Annotated in this window: 17 protein-coding genes; 7 read left to right on the plus strand and 10 right to left on the minus strand. The window is 73.6% G+C overall.

Going from position 1 to position 20,472, the window contains the following annotated elements:
• Positions 1-9: 9 nt before the first annotated feature.
• The gene (locus tag ACFQ46_RS16025; protein WP_380260361.1) at positions 10-807 is read right to left on the minus strand and encodes an Fpg/Nei family DNA glycosylase; all 798 of its coding nucleotides are present in this window, start codon (positions 805-807) and stop codon (positions 10-12) included.
• Positions 807-1,295 (minus strand): ribose-5-phosphate isomerase, encoded by a 489-nt coding sequence (locus tag ACFQ46_RS16030; RefSeq protein ID WP_380260362.1) that lies wholly within the window; start codon positions 1,293-1,295, stop codon positions 807-809. Before ACFQ46_RS16030 ends, ACFQ46_RS16025 begins: the two co-directional genes overlap by 1 nt.
• 36 nt (positions 1,296-1,331) lie before the next feature.
• Here ACFQ46_RS16030 and ACFQ46_RS16035 point away from each other — a divergent pair, with 36 nt between their 5' ends.
• Positions 1,332-2,009, plus strand: a complete 678-nt coding sequence (locus ACFQ46_RS16035) for a DUF429 domain-containing protein (protein ID WP_380260363.1) — start codon at positions 1,332-1,334, stop codon at positions 2,007-2,009.
• A 3-nt stretch (positions 2,010-2,012) separates the two neighbouring features.
• Here the strand turns inward: ACFQ46_RS16035 and ACFQ46_RS16040 are convergent, their stop codons facing one another.
• A complete protein-coding gene (locus ACFQ46_RS16040; protein ID WP_380260364.1) occupies positions 2,013-2,651 on the minus strand; it encodes a DsbA family protein in 639 nt (212 codons plus the stop codon).
• A 137-nt stretch (positions 2,652-2,788) separates the two neighbouring features.
• Here ACFQ46_RS16040 and pepN point away from each other — a divergent pair, with 137 nt between their 5' ends.
• The gene (gene pepN / locus ACFQ46_RS16045) at positions 2,789-5,344 is read left to right on the plus strand and encodes an aminopeptidase N (RefSeq protein ID WP_380260365.1); all 2,556 of its coding nucleotides are present in this window, start codon (positions 2,789-2,791) and stop codon (positions 5,342-5,344) included.
• Positions 5,345-5,440: 96 nt separating this feature from the next.
• Here pepN and malQ read toward each other — a convergent pair whose 3' ends face one another.
• Positions 5,441-7,594 carry a 4-alpha-glucanotransferase gene (gene malQ, locus ACFQ46_RS16050; protein ID WP_380260366.1) on the minus strand — a complete coding sequence of 718 codons (2,154 nt, stop codon included), beginning with the start codon at positions 7,592-7,594 and terminating at the stop codon, positions 5,441-5,443.
• A gap of 131 nt (positions 7,595-7,725) precedes the next feature.
• Here malQ and ACFQ46_RS16055 point away from each other — a divergent pair, with 131 nt between their 5' ends.
• The 4 genes from ACFQ46_RS16055 to ACFQ46_RS16070 all read left to right on the plus strand — a co-directional run bounded on the left by ACFQ46_RS16055 (position 7,726) and on the right by ACFQ46_RS16070 (position 13,163).
• On the plus strand, positions 7,726-9,867 hold the full coding sequence (locus tag ACFQ46_RS16055) for a prolyl oligopeptidase family protein (protein ID WP_380260367.1): 2,142 nt from the start codon (positions 7,726-7,728) through the stop codon (positions 9,865-9,867).
• 154 nt (positions 9,868-10,021) lie between these two features.
• Positions 10,022-11,098 (plus strand): mechanosensitive ion channel family protein, encoded by a 1,077-nt coding sequence (locus tag ACFQ46_RS16060; RefSeq protein WP_380260368.1) that lies wholly within the window; start codon positions 10,022-10,024, stop codon positions 11,096-11,098.
• 53 nt (positions 11,099-11,151) lie between these two features.
• Complete coding sequence (locus ACFQ46_RS16065) at positions 11,152-12,717, plus strand: SDR family oxidoreductase (RefSeq protein ID WP_380260369.1); 1,566 nt, start codon at positions 11,152-11,154, stop codon at positions 12,715-12,717.
• A 35-nt stretch (positions 12,718-12,752) separates the two neighbouring features.
• Positions 12,753-13,163, plus strand: a complete 411-nt coding sequence (locus ACFQ46_RS16070) for a globin (RefSeq protein WP_380260456.1) — start codon at positions 12,753-12,755, stop codon at positions 13,161-13,163.
• Positions 13,164-13,170: 7 nt separating this feature from the next.
• Here ACFQ46_RS16070 and ACFQ46_RS16075 read toward each other — a convergent pair whose 3' ends face one another.
• A complete protein-coding gene (locus ACFQ46_RS16075) occupies positions 13,171-13,539 on the minus strand; it encodes a winged helix-turn-helix transcriptional regulator (RefSeq protein WP_380260370.1) in 369 nt (122 codons plus the stop codon).
• 93 nt (positions 13,540-13,632) lie between these two features.
• Here ACFQ46_RS16075 and ACFQ46_RS16080 point away from each other — a divergent pair, with 93 nt between their 5' ends.
• Entirely contained in the window at positions 13,633-14,244 is a 612-nt protein-coding gene (locus ACFQ46_RS16080; protein WP_380260371.1) for a malonic semialdehyde reductase, read from the plus strand.
• A gap of 27 nt (positions 14,245-14,271) precedes the next feature.
• On the opposite strand, the gene egtD is transcribed toward ACFQ46_RS16080, so the two are convergent.
• The 5 genes from egtD to ACFQ46_RS16105 all read right to left on the minus strand — a co-directional run bounded on the left by egtD (position 14,272) and on the right by ACFQ46_RS16105 (position 20,406).
• On the minus strand, positions 14,272-15,261 hold the full coding sequence (gene egtD / locus ACFQ46_RS16085; protein WP_380260372.1) for an L-histidine N(alpha)-methyltransferase: 990 nt from the start codon (positions 15,259-15,261) through the stop codon (positions 14,272-14,274).
• On the minus strand, positions 15,258-15,980 hold the full coding sequence (egtC, locus tag ACFQ46_RS16090; RefSeq protein WP_380260373.1) for an ergothioneine biosynthesis protein EgtC: 723 nt from the start codon (positions 15,978-15,980) through the stop codon (positions 15,258-15,260). Before egtC ends, egtD begins: the two co-directional genes overlap by 4 nt.
• Complete coding sequence (gene egtB / locus ACFQ46_RS16095) at positions 15,981-17,288, minus strand: ergothioneine biosynthesis protein EgtB (protein WP_380260374.1); 1,308 nt, start codon at positions 17,286-17,288, stop codon at positions 15,981-15,983.
• Positions 17,285-18,538, minus strand: a complete 1,254-nt coding sequence (locus tag ACFQ46_RS16100) for a glutamate-cysteine ligase family protein (protein ID WP_380260375.1) — start codon at positions 18,536-18,538, stop codon at positions 17,285-17,287. Before ACFQ46_RS16100 ends, egtB begins: the two co-directional genes overlap by 4 nt.
• Before the next feature lie 353 nt (positions 18,539-18,891).
• Complete coding sequence (locus ACFQ46_RS16105) at positions 18,892-20,406, minus strand: helix-turn-helix domain-containing protein (RefSeq protein WP_380260376.1); 1,515 nt, start codon at positions 20,404-20,406, stop codon at positions 18,892-18,894.
• Positions 20,407-20,472 lie beyond the last annotated feature (66 nt).

Below are 20,472 nucleotides of genomic sequence, written 5' to 3' on the forward strand. Positions count from 1 at the left end.
GGTATTCAACTAGCGGGGTTGGCAGGTCGGGCACCACGTCAGGTTCCGGTTGACCATCTGCGCGTGCTCGACCGGCGTGGAGCACAACCGGCACGGCTCACCCGCCCGGCGGTAGACGTAGAACGCATCGCCCCGGGTCGGCGTCCCCTTCCGCTTCGCGCGGTGCTCGGGACGGGTCGTCACGATCCGGCCGGCCTTCAGGCCGGCCCCCATGAGCACCACCAGGTCGCTCCAGACGGACTCCCACTCCTCCCGGGTCACCTCACGGCCGGGACGGTAGGGGTTGACGCCCGCACGGAAGAGCACCTCCGCCCGGTAGACCGCTCCCACCCCGGCGACGACCTCCTGCTGCATGAGCAGCGCACCGAGGGTCGTCCGGCTGCGGCTGATCCGTGCGAAGGCGACGGCCTGGTCGGCGTCGGAACGCAGCGGGTCCTGCCCCAGCCGGGCGTGCAGCGCCTCGACACCCCCGGGATCCAGGACCTCGCAGGCGGTCGGACCGCGCAGGTCCGCCCAGCCGCCCTCCGCCTCCAGGCGCACCCGGACCTGACCACGCGGCGGCTCCGGCTGCCCGTCCCCGGCCGTCCACTTGCCGTACAGGCCGAGGTGGACGTGCAGGACGCGCCCGCTGTCGAAGCGCGCGAGCAGGTGCTTGCCGTGCGCGTCGGTGGCGACCAGCGTCGCGTCGTGCAGCAGCGCGGCCCCCTCGGTGAAGCGCCCCTGCGGGCTGCTCACCCAGACCGGCGACCGACCGAAGCGCGCGAAGAGGTCACGGGCGTTGCCGTGGACGGTGTGGCCCTCCGGCATCAGGACCCGTCGGTGGCGCTCGCCGGCAGGGGCGGCAGCTCCCCCGTGCGGGCGAAGTCGTCGAGCATCTCGATGCGCCGCACGTGGCGCGGGTCGTTCGAGAACGGCGTCGCGAGGAAGGTGTCGGCCAGCAGCGTGGCCTCCTCGAGGCTGTGCATGCGGGCGCCGATGCCGACGCACTGGGCGTTGTTGTGCTCGCGGGCCAGCCGGGCGGTGTCGACGGACCACGCCAGCGCGCACCGGATGCCGGGGACGACGTTCGCCGCGATCTGCTCCCCGTTGCCGGAGCCGCCGATGACGATGCCGAGGCTGCCCGGCTCCTGCGACACGGCGAGCGCGGCGCGCAGGATGAAGGGCGGGTAGTCGTCGACGGAGTCGTAGACCGGCGCCCCGTGGTCCACGACGTCGTGCCCCTGCTCGCGCAGGTGGGCGACGAGGTGCTCCTTGAGCTCGAACCCGGCGTGGTCGGTACCGACGTGGACGCGCATGGAGCCAGCTTGGCAGTCCCCTGCCAGGATCGCGTCATGGGGTCGGTGGTGCTCGGGGTGGACGGCGCTCGCGGGGGCTGGGCCGTGGCCGTCGTCGAGGGCACGTCGCACTCCGCGCGGCTCCTCGCGTGGCGGTCGGCGCCCGGACCCGGCGTCGAGACGGTCCTCGCGACGGCGCCCGGTGCCCTCGCCGTCGGCTTCGACGTCCCGATCGGCCTGCCCCGCGACGACTGGCGCCCCGCCGACCGGCTCGCGAAGCGGGCCCTCGGTCGCGCCCACGCCCGGGTCTTCCTCGTCCCGCCGCGCGCGGTGCTGCGGGCACCCGACTACACCGCGGCGCGGCAGGTGTCCCGCGAGCTCCTGCGGGGGAAGGGTCTCTCGGCCCAGACGTGGGGGTTGCGCGGGCCCGTCCTCGCCCTCGACGAGGCCCTGACGCAGGACCGGGTGCGGCGGCTCGCGGTGGAGACCCACCCCGAGCTCTCGTTCGCCGCGATGACCGGGGCGGTCCTGCCGTCGAAGAAGACCGCCGCCGGGCGCGAGGCACGCGTCGCGGCCCTCGCCGGCTGGCTGGACGGGCCGCCCGCACCCCCGGGCGACGACCACCTCGACGCGGCCGCGTGCGCGTGGTCGGCGTTGCGGTTCGTCGAGGGTGTCGCCGATGTCCTCGGCGGGGAGCCGGACGAGCGCGGACTCCCCCAGCGGATCGTGACCTGACGGTCAGTCGAAGACGGGACCCTGGGTGCGGGTGCGCTTGAGCTCGAAGAACCCCGGGGTCCCGGCGACGAGGACGCAGCCGTCCCACAGTCGGCCCGCGTCCTCGCCCTTGGGTGTGGGGGTCACGACGGGTCCGAAGAAGGCGACGTCGCCGAAGGCCACGACGGGCGTCCCGACGTCCTCGCCGACCCGGGTGATCCCTTCCTGGTGGGAGGCGCGCAGCTCGGCGTCGTAGGTGTCCGTGTGCGCGGCGGCCGCGAGGTCGGCGGGCAGTCCCACCTCGGCGAGCGCCTCGCGGATCACGACGTCGAAGTCCTTGTCGCCACCGGGGTGGATCCGGGTGCCCATGGCCGTGTACAGCGGCAGGACCACCTCGTCGCCGTGCAGGCTGCGCGCGGCGGTGACGACCCGGACCGGGCCCCAGCCCTTCGCCATCAGCTCCTGGTACTCCTGCGGGAGGTCCCGGCCCTCGTTGAGGACGGAGAGGCTCATGACGTGCCAGCGGACGGTGATGTCGCGCACCTGCTCGACCTCGAGGATCCAGCGGGAGGTCATCCAGGCCCACGGGCACAGCGGGTCGAACCAGAAGTCGGCGGTCGCGGTCGTGGTGTCGGTGGTGTTCTCGAGCGTCGTGGCGGTCATGACGGTCATCCTGCTCCCGACCGGCGACACGGGACAGCCGGGTGCGACAGGCCACGGGCCGGGGGCTCGTGGCAGAGTGCTTCGCGTCGTCCAGGGGGACATCCCGTGGCGACGCTCCAACGACGAGAGGACGTGCGGTGCCCGGCGAGAACCTGACGCGCGAGGAGGCGCGGACCCGTGCGGGGCTCGTGCAGGTCGAGCACTACGACGTCGACCTGGACCTGACGACCGGCCCCAGCACGTTCCGCTCGACGACGACGGTGCGCTTCACCGCGACCGCCGGCGCCTCCACCTTCATCGACCTCATCAGCGCCGGCGTGCATGAGGTGGTCCTCAACGGGACCTCCCTCGACCCCGCCGTCGTGGCCGACGAGGCCCGCATCGCCCTCGACGGCCTCGCCGCCGAGAACGAGCTGCGCGTGGTCGCGGACTGCCGCTACATGAACACCGGCGAGGGGCTGCACCGCTTCGTCGACCCCGTCGACGACGAGGTGTACCTCTACTCCCAGTTCGAGGTCGCCGACTCGCGACGCGTCTACGCGGTGTTCGAGCAGCCCGACCTCAAGGCCGAGTTCACCTTCGTGGTGACGGCACCGGCGCACTGGCGCGTCGTCTCCAACTCCCCCGTCGCCTCGACCGAGGACGTCACCGCGGGCCGGCGGACGACCTTCGCACCGACCCCGCGGCTCTCCTCCTACGTGACGGCGATCATCGCCGGGCCCTACGAGGGTTCCGAGGACTCCCTGGTCTCCTCCGACGGCCGGACGATCCCGTTGGGCGTCTACTGCCGCAAGTCGCTGGCCCAGCACCTCGACGCGCACAACGTCGTCGCCGCGACGAAGGCCGGGTTCGAGTTCTTCGAGCGCGAGTTCGACCGCGCCTACCCCTTCGCGAAGTACGACCAGGTGTTCGTCCCGGAGTTCAACGCTGGGGCGATGGAGAACGCCGGGGCGGTGACCTTCGTGGAGAGCTACGTCTTCCGCTCCAAGGTCCCCCAGGCCACCGTCGAACGCCGGGTCGTCACCATCCTGCACGAGCTGGCGCACATGTGGTTCGGCGACCTGGTGACGATGCGCTGGTGGAACGACCTGTGGCTCAACGAGTCCTTCGCGGAGTTCGCGTCGACGCTCTGCGCGGCCGAGGCGACGGAGTGGCGGGGTTCCTGGACGACGTTCAACTCCCTGGAGAAGTCCTGGGCCTACCGCCAGGACCAGCTCCCCACGACGCACCCCATCGTCGCCGAGATCAATGACCTCGAGGACGTCGAGGTGAACTTCGACGGCATCACCTACGCCAAGGGCGCCAGCGTCCTGAAGCAGCTCGTGGCCTACGTCGGCCGTGAGGAGTTCCTGGCCGGGGTCCGGGCCTACTTCGCCCGCCACGCCTTCGGCAACACCGAACTCGTGGACCTGCTGCGGGAGCTGGAGAAGACCTCCGGCCGTGACCTCGGCGCCTGGTCGCGGGAGTGGCTGGAGACCGCGGGCGTCGCGACGCTGCGCCCGGTGCTGAGCACCGACGCGGACGGCACCGTCACGGCGGCCGCCCTGGTCCAGGAGGCCCCGTCCGCGCACCCGCACCTGCGGGCGCACCGGATCGCCCTCGGGTGCTACGACCTCGTCGACGGCACCTTCGAACGCACCGACCGCATCGAGCTGGACGCGGCGGGGGCGAGCACCGACCTGCCGCAACTGGTGGGCCGCAAGCGTCCCGACCTGCTGCTGGTCAACGACGACGACCTCGCCTACGCCAAGATCCGGCTCGACGAGGCCTCGCTCACCACGGCGCTGCAGCACCTCGACGCCTTCCGCGACTCGCTGCCGCGCTCGCTGGTGTCGGCGGCGCTGTGGGACATGACGCGCGACGGGGAGTCCCCCGCCCGCGACTACGTCGACCTGCTGCTCACGACGCTGCTGCCCGGGGACGCGGCCCGGGCCGACTCCACGGTCGCGCTGGTGCTGCTGCGCCAGCTGAGCACGACGGTGGAGCTGTACACCGCCCCGGCCCACCGCGACGAGGTCCGCTCCCGCACCGCGGACACGCTGCTGGAGCTGCTCCGGGCTGCACCGGCCGGCAGCGACACCCAGCTGCAGTTCGTGCGTGCGTTCGCGTCCTTGGCCCGCAGCGAGGCCCACCTCGCGATCGTCGCCGGTCTCTACGACGGGTCGCAGGTCATCGACGGTCTCGAGGTCGACGCCGACATGCGCTGGGTCCTGCTGACCGCGCTCGTCGCCGGCGGCACCCTCGGCGCCGACGCGATCGACGCCGAACTGGCGCGCGACGCGACGGCCACCGGGCAGCGCTCCGCCGCCGCCGCCCGCGCGGCCCTGCCGACGCCGGCGGCCAAGCAGCGGGCGTGGGACGCCGTCGTGACCGAGGGGGACCTGCCGAACGCCGTGCAGGCCTCGGTGATCGGCGGCTTCGGCCGGGCTCACGACGAGGCGCTGCTGCGTCCGTTCGTGGAGCCGTACTTCGCCGCCCTGCGCGAGGTGTGGGCGGAGCGCACCAACGAGATGGCCCAGCAGATCGTGACGGGCCTCTACCCGCTCGAGCTGGCGGACAGCGCCCTCGTGGAGCGCACCGACCGGTGGCTCGAGGACGAACCCGACGCGCCGCCGGCCCTGCGCCGGCTGGTCCTGGAGAACCGCGACGGTGTGGCCCGCGCACTGCGGGCCCAGGAGCGCGACACGCACTGACGTGAGCACGGGACCGGGTGCCTCGCGGCACCCGGTCCCGCCGTGTCCAGCGCCGACCTCGACGCCGGGGGTCGGAAAGCGGGTGTCAGACCTGCATCACCGCTGCGCGGGGTCGCCCGGTTCCGCGAGCGCCTGCTCGACGGCCCGGGCCAGCGACTGCACCCGGGGGTTGGTGGGCAGGTCCTCGAGCAGGACGACCTCGCCGTCGGGTCCGGTCAGGGGCATCCGCCAGTTCGGGTACTCCGAGGAGGTCCCCGGCTGGTTCTGGGTCCGGCGGTCCCCCACGGCGTCGACCAGCGAGACCCCGACCATCAGCGAGGGCGACAGCGCGAGGTAGCGGTGCAGCGCCTCGACGGTCGCCTGCTCGTCGGCGCCCGCGGCGAGCAGCCCGCGGTCGCGGACCAGACCGAGGATGCGTTCCTGCTCGGCGGCGTCGCGGGCGCGTTCCTCGGCGACCGGCCGGGTCAGCAGCCCGAGCCGGTCGCGCAGGGCGACGTGCTCCTGGGCGAGGTAGCCGGCGGTCGGCGGGAGGTCGTGCACGGTGACGCTGGCCAGCGCGAGTTCGCGGAAGTCCTCGGGCGCCTTCGGCTCGGCCTCGTCGTACTCGAACCAGAGGACGGCGCTGCCGAGGATCCCGCGGTCGGCGAGGTAGTCGCGCACCCACGGCTCGACGGTCCCGAGGTCCTCGCCGACGAGGACGGCACCGGCGCGCTGGGCCTCCAGCGCGAGGATGCCGATGAGGGCCTCGTGGTCGAAGCGGACGTAGGTCCCCTCCGCGGGCGGAGCGTCCTGCGGGATCCACCACAGCCGGAACAGCCCCAGCACGTGGTCGACCCGCAGGCCACCGGCGTGCCGCAGGATCGTGCGGACCATGTCGCGGAAGGGGCGGTAGGCCAGGTCGGCGAGGCGGTCGGGCCGCCACGGCGGCTGGCTCCAGTCCTGGCCCTGCTGGTTGAACGCGTCCGGCGGGGCGCCGACGGTGACCCCGTGCGCGAGGGCGTCGCCCAGCGACCAGACGTCGGCCCCGTCGGGGTGCACGCCGACGGCGAGGTCGTGGACGATCCCCGGGCCGGTGCCCGGCGCCGTCGCGGCGTCCTGGGCGGTGCGCAGCTGCTCGTCGCACTGCCACTGCAGCCAGCGGTGGAACTCGATGCGGTCGGCGAGCTCGTCGACCAGCCCGGAGGCCTGGGCCGCCGCGGGGTCGGCCGCCTCGGCCGGCCACTCCGAGGCGGGCAGCCCGAAGTGCTCGGCCAGCGCGCACCAGGTGGCGAAACCGGAGAGCCCCGGCTCCTCGGTGGCGACGTAGCGGCGGAAGGCGGCCTCCCGGGCGGTGGTCCGGCCGTGCGCGTAGACGACGTCCAGCGCCTGCCGCTTCGCGGCCCAGGCGGCGTCGCGGTCGATCTCGCCCGCGTCGTGGTCGGCGGGCCGGACGCGTTCGGCGAGGCGTTCGACCAGCGCCCGGTCGCCGGGCGAGAGGTAGGCGACCTCGTGGACGTCCTCGACGCGCAGGTAGACGGGGTTCACGAAGCGCCGGGTGGTCGGCAGGTACGGCGAGGCCTCCATCGGCGGGACGGGCGAGGCCGCGGCGAGCGGGTTCACCAGGATCCAGCCCGCCCCCTGGGAGGCCCCCACGGCCGAGAGGTCGGCGAGGTCGGCGAGGTCGCCGATGCCCCAGGAGCGCGAGGAGCGCACCGAGTACAGCTGGGTCTGGTACCCCCAGCTGCGGCCGCTGCGCAGCGTCGGCGGCAGTTCGAGCACGTCCGGGGTGACCACGACGGGGCACTCGGTCTCGCCCGCCGGGGTGCGCGCGCGCAGGACGTGCCAGCCCAGCGGCAGGTCGTCGGGGAGTTCGAAGGTGGCGCGGCCGGTGAGGCGGCCGTCGACGTCCACGGGGTCGATCCAGCGGTCGACCTGGCGCAGCGGGGCCCAGCCGCCGTCGTCCTCGAGGTCCACGACGACGTCGACGGGGTCACCGTGGGCGACGTGGACGGGGACGTGGTGGAGCCGTCCCTCGCGGGCGACCACGACCGGTGGCAGCACCCGTCGCCACGGGGCGAGCTTGACGTCGTGCAGGGCACGACGAGCCGCGGCGGTGGTGCTCACGTCGAACCCCATGGCGGTGAGCACGGCGGTGACGGTGCTGGCGGGGACGGTGGTCGACTTCCCCTGCCAGTCGGTGAAGGTCGTGGCGACCCCGCAGGCGGTGGCGAGGTCGGCGAGGACGGCCGGGTCGGCGACGTCAGAAGACACCCCGCGACTCTGCCAGAGGACACCGGCGGAGGCTCGTCCACGGGGTGCGCGTCGCCGGGTGACCGCGTTCGAATCCGGGACCCGTGCCCGTCGGGGCGCCGCGTCGGGGGCCGCGCCTAGGGTGGTCGCCCATGAGCACCCCGACCTCCGCAGGCGAGGCTCCCGCCCCGCGCCTCGACCTCGTCGACGAGCTGCACGGGGTCGCGGTCCCCGACCCCTACCGCTGGCTCGAGGACGTCGAGGACGAGCGCACGCTCGCCTGGTCGCGGTGGCAGGACGAGGCGTGGGCGGCCCACGCCGCGACGCTGCCGGGCCGTGACCGCGTGGAACGACGGGTGCGGGAGCTGATGGCGACGGGTTCCGTCGGCAGCCCGGTCCACCGCGGGGAACGGGTGTTCCGGACCCGTCGCGAGCCGACCGCGGAGCACGGTGTCCTGCAGGTGGAGGACCCCGGTGCGGCGCCCCGGACGCTGATCGACCCGATCGCGCTGGACCCGTCGGGGACGACGACCCTGGACGGTTGGCGTCCCAGCGTGGAGGGGGACCTGCTGGCCTACCAGCTCTCCGAGGGCGGCAGCGAGGAGAGCGTCCTGCGGGTGCTCGACGTCGCGACGGGGGAGGTCGTGGACGGTCCGGTCGACCGGGCCCGCTACTCCCCCATCGCCTGGTTGCCCGCCGGCGCGGACGGCGAGCGCTCGTTCTACTACGTCCGCCGGTTGCCGGCCGAGGCCGTGCCCGCCGAGGAGCGCCAGTACCACCGCCGGGTCTACCTGCACGTGGTGGGGACCGATCCCGCCCGCGACGTCGAGGTGTTCGGCGACGGGCTGTCGGTGACGAACTACTACGGCGTCTGGACCTCGCGCGACGGCCGCTGGCTGGTCGTCAGCGCCTCGGACGGGACGGCGCCGCGCAACGACCTCTGGCTGGCCGACCTCTCCACCTCCGCCCCGGGGGCGCCGCAGCTGCGGACCGTGGTGGCGGGTCGGGACGCGCAGACCAGCGCCTGGGTCGGCCGTGACGGTCGCCTCTACGTGTTCACCGACCTCGACGCCCCCCGCGGCCGCCTCGCCGTCACCGACCCGGCCACCCCGGAGGTGGAGCACTGGCGCGACCTCGTCCCCCAGGGCCGGGCCCTGCTCGACGACGTCGCGGTCCTCGACGGACCCGAACTCGCCCGTCCCCTGCTGGTCGTGGGCTGGACCGAGCACGCCGTGAGTTCGGTGACGGTGCACGACCTCGAGACCGGTGAACGGTTGCCGGGTGACCTGGGCCGCGTCGAGCTGCCCGGGACGGGCTCCATCGGCGGTCTCGTGGGACGTCCCGAACCCGGCCACGACCTGTGGTTCGGCTACAGCGACGCGACGACCCCGACGCACGTCTGGCACTTCGACGCCCGGACCCGGGAACTCTCCGTGGAGTCCGCGCCCCCCGGTGCGGTCGAGGTCCCCGCGGTGGTCAGCACGCTGCTGGAGTACCCGAGCCTCGACGGCACGACCGTCCGGTTGCAGGTCACGGTCCGCGCCGACCTGCTCGACGCCGACGGCGTCCCCACCGCCCCGGTGCCCGCGATCCTCTACGGCTACGGGGGGTTCGGCATCAGCCTGTCCCCGCACTACGCACCCGACGCGCTGGCCTGGGTGGAGGCGGGCGGCGTGTACGCGGTGGCGAACCTGCGCGGCGGCGGCGAGGAGGGCGAGGACTGGCACCGCGCGGGGATGCGCGAGCACAAGCAGAACGTGTTCGACGACTTCCACGCGGCGGCCCGCTTCCTCGTCGCGCGGGGGTTCACGACCCACGAGCAGTTGTGCGTGCACGGCGGCTCCAACGGCGGGCTGCTGGTCGGAGCGGCCGCCACCCAGGAACCGTCGCTGTTCGCGGGCGTCGTCTGCAGCGCCCCCCTGCTGGACATGGTCCGCTACGAACTGCACGGTCTGGGCGCCACCTGGAGCGACGAGTACGGGAGCGCCGCCGACGCGACGGAGTTCGGGTGGTTGCACGCGTACTCGCCGTACCACCGCGTGGTGGCGGGGACCGCCTACCCGGCCGTGCTGTTCACCGTGTTCGACGGGGACTCCCGGGTGGACCCGTTGCACGCCCGGAAGCTGTGCGCCGCCCTGCAGCACGCGACCGCGAGCGACCCGGGCACCCGCCCGGTGCTGTTGCGCCGGGAGAAGGACGTGGGGCACGGTGCCCGTTCGCTCTCGCGCAGCGCCGGTCTCGTGCGCGACACCCTCGCCTTCGCGGCGCGGGCCACCGGCCTCGACCTCGGCTGACCCCCGGAACACCACGCAGGAACACCACGCAGGAACACCACGCAGGAACACCACGCAGGAACACCACGCAGGAACACCACGCAGGAACACCACGCAGGAACACCACGCAGGAACACCACGCAGGAACACCACGCAGAAGGAGTCGTCCCACCCCGTGCTGGACTCGATCACCCACGCCCTCACCGGCGTCACCTCGGAGGACGCCGCCGACGGCGCCCAGAGCGTCGTCACGTTCCTGCTCGACAAGCCCCTGAAGATCGTCATCGTCCTGCTGATCTGCTGGATCGCCCGGTTCCTGCTGATGCGGGTCATCGGCCGGGTCGCGACGGGGATCTCGACGGGGGCCGGGAAGCTCGGCGGCAGCGGCGGCCGCCGCAACGGGCTGCTCGAGTCCTCGCCGTTGCTCAACGAACGCCGTCAGCAACGGGCCGAGACCCTCGCCTCGGTGCTCAAGTCGACCGTCACGTTCGTGCTGGGGATCCTGGCCGTCCTCGTGGTGCTCGACACCATCGGCATCGCCATCGCACCGTTCCTGGCCTCGGCCGGGATCGCGGGGGTCGCGCTGGGGTTCGGTGCGCAGGCGCTGGTGAAGGACTTCCTGTCGGGCGTGTTCATGCTCGCCGAGGACCAGTACGGCGTGGGTGACTCCGTCGACCTCGGGGACGCCTCGGGCACCGTGGAGGCCGTCGGCCTGCGGGTGACGCGGTTGCGCGACGTCAAGGGCACCGTCTGGTACGTCCGCAACGGTGAGATCGTGCGGGTCGGGAACCAGAGCCAGGGCTGGGCCCGGGCCGTCGTCGACGTCTCCGTCGCCTACGGGGAGAACCTCGCCCGCGTGCAGGAGGTCCTGCAGCGCATCGCGGACGACCTGGTCGCCGAGGACGACTGGAGCCCTCTCGTGATGGACGCCCCCGAGGTGTGGGGCGTCGAGAAGATGACGACCGACGGGATCGTCCTGCGCCTCGTCGTGAAGACCCGTCCGATGCAGCAGTGGGCCGTCCAGCGCGAGCTGCTGCGCCGCATCAAGGCCGTCTTCGACGCCGAGGGGATCGAGTTCCCCCTGGCCCAGCGCACCGTGTTCCTGCGCCACGACGACCACGCTCCGCAGGCCCGTCGCCTGAGCGACCCCACCGCGGCGCTCACCCCGCAGCCGCCTGCCCCGAGCGAGGCGGACGTCGCGGCCCAGGACGCCGCGGCCGCGGATCCGGGGACGACGAACCGCGGTCTCTGAGGCCGCGGGCCCGCCGAGTCGCGGGGGTGGTGTTCCGCTCGGACACTGGGGCCATGAGCGACATCGCAGCAGGTGAGGGCCGGCTCGCGCTGGTGACCGGGGTGACCGGGTACATCGGTGGTCGGCTGGTCCCCGAGCTGCTCGAGGCCGGTTTCCGGGTGCGGGCGATGGCGCGCCGCCCCGAGGCGTTGCGGGACCGGCCCTGGATCGAGGACGTCGAGGTCGTGCAGGCCGACGCCTCCGACGCCGGGCAGGTCACCGCCGCGCTGGAGGGCGTCGACGTCGCCTACTACCTGATCCACGCGATGAGCGGCGGCGGGCACTTCTCCTCCAAGGACCGCCGCACCGCCCGGACCTTCGCGCGGGCGGCGGCGGAGCAGGGGGTCTCCCGGGTCGTCTACCTCGGCGGCATGCACCCCGAGGGCGAGGAGCTCTCCACCCACCTCGAGTCGCGCCGGGAGGTGGGCGAGATCCTGCTCGACTCCCCCGTCCCGACGACGGTGCTGCAGGCGGCGGTGATCCTCGGCTCCGGCTCGGCGAGCTTCGAGATGATGCGCTACCTCACCGAGCGGCTGCCCGTGATGGTGTGCCCGCGCTGGGTGCACAACCGGATCCAGCCGATCGCGGTGCGCGACGTGCTGCGCTACCTCGTCGCCTCGGCCTCGATGCCCGCGGACGTCAACCGCACCTTCGACATCGGTGGCCCCGACGTCATGACCTACCTCGACATGATGCGCGGGTACGCGGAGGTGGCCGGCCTCCCCAAGCGCTACGTCCTCCCCGTGAAGGTGATGTCCCCCAAGCTGTCCAGCCACTGGGTCGGGACGGTGACCCCCGTCCCCAAGTCCATCGCCCGTCCGCTGGTGGAGAGCCTGGTGCACGAGGTGTTCTGCCAGGAGCACGACATCGCCGGGTACGTCCCGGACCCGGCGGAGGGCCTCATCCCCTTCAAGCGCGCGGTGGCGCTGGCCCTGCAGCGCATCCAGGACGCCAACGTCGAGACGCGGTGGAGTTCGGCGTCCGTGCCGGGCGCCCCCAGCGACCCGCTGCCCTCCGACCCGGACTGGGCCGGTGGCAGCCTCTACGTCGACGAGCGCACGACCGTCGTCGACGCCCCGCCGCACGTGCTGTGGGAGGTGCTGGAGGGGATCGGCGGCGAGCAGGGCTGGTACTCGTGGCCGATGGCGTGGGCGGTCCGCGGCGTGATGGACCGCTTCTCCGGGGGTCCGGGGCTGCGCCGGGGTCGGCGTGATCCCAAGCACCTGATGATCGGCGACGCCGTGGACTGGTGGCGCGTGGAGGACCGTCAGGCCGACCGGCTGCTGCGGCTGCGCGCCGAGATGAAGCTGCCGGGGCTGGCCTGGCTGGACCTGCGGGTCGAGACGGACGCCGTGGGGCGCACGCTCTTCCACCAGCGGGCCCTCTTCCACCCCCGCGGTCTGGCGGGCCAGGCCTACTGGGCGGCGATCAGCCCGTTCCACGGGGTCGTGTTCGGTGGCATGCAGAAGAACGTGAAGGACGCGGCGGAGGCCGCGGCCCGTCACGGGGGTCCGACGAGCCTGGCGTCCACGGGTCCCGGTGCGGTCGAGGTCCGCGAGGGCGCGACACTGGTGGGGTGAGCCCCGACCTGCCGTTCGTCCGCCCGCAGAACCTCATCGGCCGCACGCCGGCGGGGCCGGACGGTGGGACCCGCAGCTTCTACGACGAGGTCGGCGGGCACGCGACGTTCGTGACGCTCGTCGACGCCTTCTACGCGGGCGTCGCCGAGGACGAGGTGCTCCGTCCGATGTACCCGGAGGCCGACCTCGGTCCGGCCAAGGAGCGGCTGCGGATGTTCCTGGAGCAGTACTGGGGTGGTCCGGGGACGTACTCCGAGCAGCGTGGGCACCCGCGGCTGCGGATGCGGCACGCGCCGTTCAAGGTCAACCCGGACGCCCGGGACCGCTGGCTGCAGCACATGCGTGCGGCCGTCGAGTCGTTGCACCTGGTGCCGGCGCAGGAAGGGGTCCTGTGGGACTACCTGGAGCGCGCCGCGCACAGCATGCTGAACACCTTCGAGGAGTAGCGGGGCGCTAGTCCTGGCCCCGGCAGCGGTCCTCGGTGAGGTTCTCGCGGGCCCACGTCGTGAGCTCCTGCAGGGCCGGGGTCAGCGCGCGTCCGGAGGCGGTCAGCTCGTAGACGACCGCGACGGGCGGCCCCTCGTGGACCGTGCGGGTGACGAGCCCGGCCTTGGCGAGCTCGCTGAGGCGGTCCGCGAGCACGGAGTCGCTGATGCCGCCCACGTTGCGGCGCAGCTCGGAGAACCCGGTGGGGCCGTAGCTGAGGGTCGCGAGCAGGATCCCGTTCCACCGCTTGCCGAGGAAACCGAACGCGCGCGCCAGGGCACCGTCGCACGACCGCGCCGTGTGCTCGGCCTGCACGTCCTCCACCTGCTCGCTCACTCCACGACTGTACCCGTTGACACTCCTCTCGCCAGTGCTACTCTTTTTTTCGAAGTAGCGACTGCATGCCAAGCGACTCTGAGGAGAACAGCTGTGACCACGTTGGACGAACGTCCGCTCGGACTCGACGACTCCGCGCGCGCCGCCCTCTTCGGCGACGCCCACACCGCGAACACCTTCGCCGACACCCCCGTCACCGACGAGCAGCTGGCCCAGGTCTGGGAACTGGCCCGCTGGGCCCCCACCGGTGCGAACCTGCAGCCGATGCGCGTCCTCTTCGTCCGGACCCCGGAGGCGAAGGCCCGCCTGGTGCCGCTGCTCAATGACACCAACCGCGACCGCGCCGCGAGCGCCCCCGTGACCGCCGTCCTGGCCGTCGACGACCGCTTCCACGACGCCATCCCGACCGTCGCCCCGTTCATGGCGGGCATGCAGCCGGTGCTGGAGGAGAACACCGAGATGCGCGAGAGCATGGGCTCCTACAGCTCGGCGATGCAGGCCGGGTACTTCATCCTCGCCGTGCGCGCGCTGGGCCTGGCCGCCGGCCCGATGGGTGGGTTCGACAGGGCCGCCGTCGACGCGGAGTTCTTCGCCGGGACCGACTGGCGCTCGCACCTCGTCGTGAACATCGGCTACCCGGGCCCGGACGCGTTCCGTCCCCGACTGCCGCGCCTCGACGTCGAGGACGTCGTCCGCTTCGTCTGACCTCAGACCATGACGATACGTCTGGCCTCAGACCGGGACGGCCCGCGGGGCGGCGAGGCTGAGCGCCACGTCCCCCGCGGGGTCGGTCCACCAGCGGACGAGGTCGAGACCGGCGACGGCGAGTTCGCTCTCCACCGATTCCCGGCGGAACTTCGAGGACACCTCGGTCCGCACCTCCTCCCCCGCGTCGAAGCGCACCGCGAGGTCGAGGCCGGGCAACCGCACCTCGTGGGCGCGGCGGGCCCGCAGCCGCATCTCGACGCGTTCGAGCCCGGCGTCCCAGACGACGACGTGGTCGAAGGCGTCGAGGTCGAAGTCGGCACCGAGTTCCCGGTTGAGCACCGAGAGGACGTTCTTGTCGAAGGCCGCCGTCACCCCCGCGCTGTCGTCGTAGGCGGCGAGGAGCCGGCCGGTGTCCTTCACCAGGTCCGTCCCGAGCAGCAGGTGGTCCCCGGGTCCCATCCCGGAGGCCAGCTCGCCCAGGAACCTCGCCCGCGGGGCGGGTTCCAGGTTCCCGATGGTCGAGCCCAGGAACGCCACCAGGCGTCGGCCCTCCCGCGGGAGTTCCCCGAGGTGGCGTTCGAAGTCCCCGACGACGGCCTGCACGTCGAGCCCGGGGAACTCCGCCAGGATCTCCGTCCCGGCCTGGGCGAGGACGGTCTCGTCGACGTCGAAGGGCACGAAGCGCCGCAGCGTCCCCGCGTCGCGCAGGGCGTGCAGCAGCACCCGCGTCTTCTCGCTCGTGCCGCTGCCGAGTTCGACGAGGACGTCGGCCGCCGTGATCTGCGCGACCTCACCGGCCACCAGGTCCAGCAGCGAACGTTCGGCCCGGGTCGGGTAGTACTCGGGCAACCGGGTGATCTCGTCGAACAACCGGCTGCCGCGCTCGTCGTAGAAGTACTTGGGCGGCAACGTCTTCGCGTTCGCCGTCAGGCCCGCCCGGACGTCGGCGCGCAGCGTCAGGGACAGGTCGTCGGGGGTGAGGTGGCGTTCCAGGGACAGGCGGGGCGGGGTCACGCGGTCTCCAGAGGGGTTTCGGTGACGACGACGCGCCCACCGTGCAGGCGCGCCTCGACGAGGGTGCGGTCGGGGACGTCGCGCCAGCGGGGGTCGTCGTCGTGCGGTTCGCTGGCCAGGACGACCCCGTCGGGGGTCTCGAGGACGCTGAGGGTGTCGCCCCAGGCGGTGGCGAGCAGCCGCTCCCCGTCGCCGAGCAGGACGTTGAGCCGGGCGGCGGGGTCGTCGGCACCGACGACCGCGATCCGCTTGCCGAGTTCCTCGGGTGCGGCGAGCAGGTAGGACGCGAGGACCGCGGAGTCGCACACCGACTCCGCCCGCGGCCAGGCGTCCGCGGGCAGCACCGACCGGTCGAGCACGCCGTTGTGCGAGAGGGACCACCCGTCGCGGACGAAGGGGGCGCAGGCGCTCTCGTCGGTGGGCATCCCGACCGTCGCGTCCCGCACCGCCGCGACCACGCACCCGGCCGCGACGTGGGCGGCGACGGAGGCCAGCGACGCGTCGGACCACATCGGCCCGGAACTGCGCCAGCGCGCCGGCCCCGGGACGGAGGAGGCCTCGGGCGGGCTCCACCAGCTGACGCCCCACCCGTCGGCGTTGACCGTCCCGTGCCGTTGCCGGCGCGGCGCCCAGCTCTGCTGCAGCAACCCGTGCGGTCGCTCGAGCAGGAACTCCGACAGGTTCCGGGGCCGGCCCAGCCAGGCCGTGTGGCGGCACACTCAGACGCTCCAGGCGAGTCGGAGACCGGTGAAGATCTGCCGCCGGACCGGGAAGTCCCAGTTCCGGAAGGAGGGGCGCACCGACACCGGGTCGCTGGCCCAGGAGCCGCCGCGCAGCACGCGGTAGGTGCCGTCGAAGTACGGCGCGGAGTAGGTGTCGTAGAGCATGGGTGAGAACCCCGGCCACGGTGCGAACGCCGAGGACGTCCACTCCCACACCTCACCCATCATCTGCTCGACGCCGTAGGCGCTGGCCCCGTCCGGGTAGGCGCCGACCTGCGCGGGTCCCAGGGCGCCGCCGCCGAGGTTGACCCGCTCCGGCGTCGCCGGACCGTCACCCCACGGCCACCGCCGCCGGCGCCCGAGGGCGGGGTCCCAGGCGCAGGCCTTCTCCCACTCGACCTCGGTGGGCAGCCGCGCCCCCGCCCAGCGGGCGTAGGCGGAGGCCTCGTGGAAGTCGACGTGCTGCACCGGTCGCGCGGGGTCGAGCGCCTGCTCGGTCGCGAACCGGCGCTGGGTCCAGCCGCCGGCACCGTCGGCGGCCCAGCCCATCGGGGCCGAGACGTCGTCGGCCTGCCGGTGGGCCCAGCCCGCCGACGTCCACAGCCGGGGGTCGTCGTAGCCGCCGGCCTCGACGAACTGCGCCCACTCGCCGTTGGTCACGGGCACCCGCCCGATCCGGAAGGCGGGCACGTGCACGCGGTGCTGGGGGGACTCGTTGTCCAGGGCCCAGGGTTCCTCCGCCGGGTCCACGCCGAGCAGGAACTCCCCCGCCGGCACGAGCACGGCGGCGGCGGGGACGAGACGCCCCGGCGGGGTGGGGGCGGCGGTGAAGAGGGGGTCGCCGGAGCGCAGGTTGTGCGTGGCGAACATCGTCTCGTCGTGCTGGTGCTCGTGCTGGGCGACCATGCCGGCGGCGAACGCGGACTCCTCCGGTCCGAGCCGGGCGAGGGAGTCGAGCACCCGGTGGCGGACGTCGGCGATGGCCCGCCGGGACTGCGCCGGGTCAAGCAGCGGGAGCCGGGTCCGGGTGGCCCGCGGGTGTTCGGCGGCGTCGTAGAGGCAGGCGATCGTGGGGTGGAACACCGGGGTGCGGTCGGGGCCGTCCTGCTGGAGCAGCCAGAGCTCCTCCTGCTGGCCGATGTGGGCGAGGTCCCAGACCAGGGGGCTCATGAGGGTCGAGTGCTGGACGGTGAGTTCGGCGTCGGCGGCGTCGGTGAGCTTCGTCGTGGTGGCGCGGGCGCGGTCGAGGGCCTCGACGGCGAGGTCAGCGGTCAGGGTCGTGTCGGTCCGGGTCGTGTCGTTCATCGCAGTTCCTCCGCGGTCAGGCAGGCGGTCGGTCCGGAGCGTTCGAAGCGGTCGAGGACGAGGTCGGCCGGGCCGCGACCGCGGTCGAGGGCCTCCAGCCAACGCTCGACGTCGGCGGCGAGCCCGTCCGGGACGCGGGCGGCGGCGGCCTCGAGCACCCCGAGCGCAGCGGTCCGGATCCGCGGGTCGGCGAGTCCGTCGCGGGCGGCTTCGAGGTGGGCGTGCGCGACGGGATGCGCCGCCTCGGCGGCGCGGTCGGCCGCGACGGGGTCGTCCACGACGGTCGTGACGACGGCGGCCAGCCCCGGCCACCACGCGCGGGGGACGGCGTCGAGCACGCGCAGTTCGAGGAACCCGCGCAGCCGCACCGGGGGCCAGAGCGTCGTGAGGTGCGCGTCGACGTCGGCGGCGGTGGGTGAGCGGTCGCCGAGCCGCGCCGAGCCGTCGGCCCAGGCCGCGAACGACACGGTCCCCTCGACGGGGGTGAACTCCCCGTCCCCGCCGCGGACGAACATCACCGGCGCGGCGAGGGCGAACTCCGTCCAGGCTGGGACCGGGTCGGACATGGCGGTCCCGGCGCGGCTCCGGCCGGGTTCCAGGTCCTGCCAGATCCGTTGCCGCGCACAGGCCCACCCGGTCCGGGCGCCGCCCTGGACGGGCGAGCTCGCGGCGAGCGCGACGAACACCGGCAGCAGCCGGTGGACGTGCGCGAGGCGGTCGGCCCAGCCGTGCGCCGGGCCTGCGTCGAGGTTCACCTGCAGCGACGCCGTCGAACTCATCATGGCCGGACCGGCGGTGTCCCCGATGGAGGCGAAGTGCCGTTCCATCGAGACGTAGCGCGACGCCGGGTTCACCCGCTGCGGTGCGCGCAGCGGGTCGGTCCCCGTCGACTGCAGGACCAGCCGCTCCGCCGCCAGCCGCGCGTCGAGGGCGTCCGCGTCCACGCGCAGCGCCTCGACCGCGGCGACCACCCCGTCACCCGGCAGCGTCGACAGTTCGACCTGCCCACCCGGCTCGAGCGTGACCTTCGACCCCCGCGGCGTCGCGAAACCCGCCAGCACACCGGTCAGCCGGTCCCAGCCGACCCGGCTCCCCGGGTCACGCAGGTCCACGACGTGCCGTTCCAGTTCGAGCCCCACCGACCCGACCTCGGAGGGCCGCAGCGCCGCGGTCGCCACCCGCTCCCGCACCGCCTCGACGTCCAACGGTGAGGAGTCCACCTCGGGTGCTGCGCCGGTCAGTGTCGTCATGTCGTACAGGCCCCTTCCAGGTCCGGACCGGCTCGGTGGACCTGAGCCGCGGGTCGGCGTGGGGCCACTCCCGTGGCCTCACCGACACCCTGACACGCCCCCCCGACACCAGCCCCCCGGACCCCCACCAGCACCCTCCGCAGTCAGGTGCCCGGGGCCCCGGCCCCCAAGACCCCCACCGGCCACGTCCCACCCGGCACGGTGAGGGCGAGAACGGGTCCCGGAAGGGCGGTGCGGTGAAGGGGGTGGCGGATGTCCGGAGTGAGCGCCGATCGACGATCGTGAGGCGAGGCGCGGACGGAGTATCCGCCACCCCCGTCACCGCACCGCCCGGAACGAGCCCCGACAGCGCCTCACCCACCCGCAGGGGGCGCGTGCGAGGCGAGGAACGAGTACACCTCGCGGTCGTCCACTCCGGGGAAACGTCCCGACGGCAGCGGGGCCAGGGTCTGCGCGTGCAGGCGCGCCGAGGGCCACGCCGCGTCGGCCCAGCGCTCGACGAGGTCGAGGGGTGGGCGGCGGCAGCAGTCCCCGTCGGGGCAGGTGCTCCGGGTCCGCACCCGGGTGTCGCGCCCGCGGAACCACTTGGCGTGGGCGTAGGGCACGCCGACGGTGATCGAGAACCCTCCGTCCCCGCTGCTCCCGGTCTGGCTGGAGCACCAGAACGTCCCGGCGGGGGTGTCGGTGTACTGGTAGTTCTCGGTGGTGCGGTTGCGGACGTCGAACACCGTCCGTGCGGTCCAGCGGCGGCAGACCGGCTGTCCTTCGATGCTGCCGGAGGCGTCCTGGGGGAAGGGCACGCCGTCGTTCTCGTACCCGCGGTACAGCGCCCCGTCCTCGCCGACGCGCAGGAAGTGCAGGGGGATGCCGAGGTGGGAGGTCAGCAGGTTCGTGAGCCGGTGCGCGGCGGCCTCGTGGGTGACGCCGAAGGCGTCGCGGAAGTCCTCGACGGCGAGGTCCTTGTCGGCCTTGGCGGCCGACAGGAACTGCACGGCGGCGGCGCGCGGGAGGAGGCAGGACGCCGCGAAGTAGTTGATCTCGAGTCGTTGCCGGAGGAACTGGGTGTAGCTGGCGGGGCGTTCGTGCCCGAGCACGCGGTGCCCGATGGCTTGCAGCGCGAGGGATCGCAGCCCGTGGCCGCCGGGGATGGAGGCCGGCGGGAGGTAGATCCGGCCGTGGGCGAGGTCGGTGACGGTGCGGGTGGAGTGGGGCAGGTCCTCGACGTGGATGATGCTGAACCCGAGGTCGGAGGCCATCCGCGCGACCTGGCGGTGGGTGAGCGCGCCGACGGTGTACCCGGCGCAGCGGACGAGGTCCTCGGCGAGCTCCTCGATCTCGGGGAGGTGGTTGTCGGTGCGCCGCATGAGCAGGCGGATCTCGGTGTTGGCGCGTCGGGCCTCCTCGGGGGTCGCGTGGGACGCGTCGTGGCGCCGGGCCAGTTCGCGGTGGAGCCGGACGAGGGACTCCAGGGCGTCGGTGGGGAGCTTCCGGCCGGCGCTGACCTCGGGGAGGCCGAGCGTGCGGGCCAGCGGCGAGCGTTGGGCGTGGTCGAGCTCGATCTCCAGCGCGGCGCGTCGCGTCGGCGGGGGCGAGGGGTCGAGCAGTTCGGCGGGGGTGACCTCGAGGGCGCGGGCGAGCGCCGTGATGAGCGAGAGCCGGGGTTCGCGCTTGCCGTTCTCCACCTGCGAGAGCTGGCTCGGCGCGGTGCCGACGGCTTCGCCGAGCTGGGCGAGCGTCCAGCCCTTGACCCCGCGGTGGTGCCGGATCCGGCGGCCCACGGTGAGGGCGTCGAGCCCGGTCCCGGGTTCCGCCGGGGCGAGCGCCGGGTCGGTGAGCGGTTCGAGCGCAGCGACGCGCAATCGAGGCATGTGCTTCACGGTAGGTGAAGATCGGCCGTTCTTCACGGCCTCGGGCCGTTGTCCGACCGCTCGGTC

The organism is Kineococcus sp. GCM10028916 (genome assembly GCF_042674865.1).
GTDB lineage: Bacteria > Actinomycetota > Actinomycetes > Actinomycetales > Kineococcaceae > Kineococcus.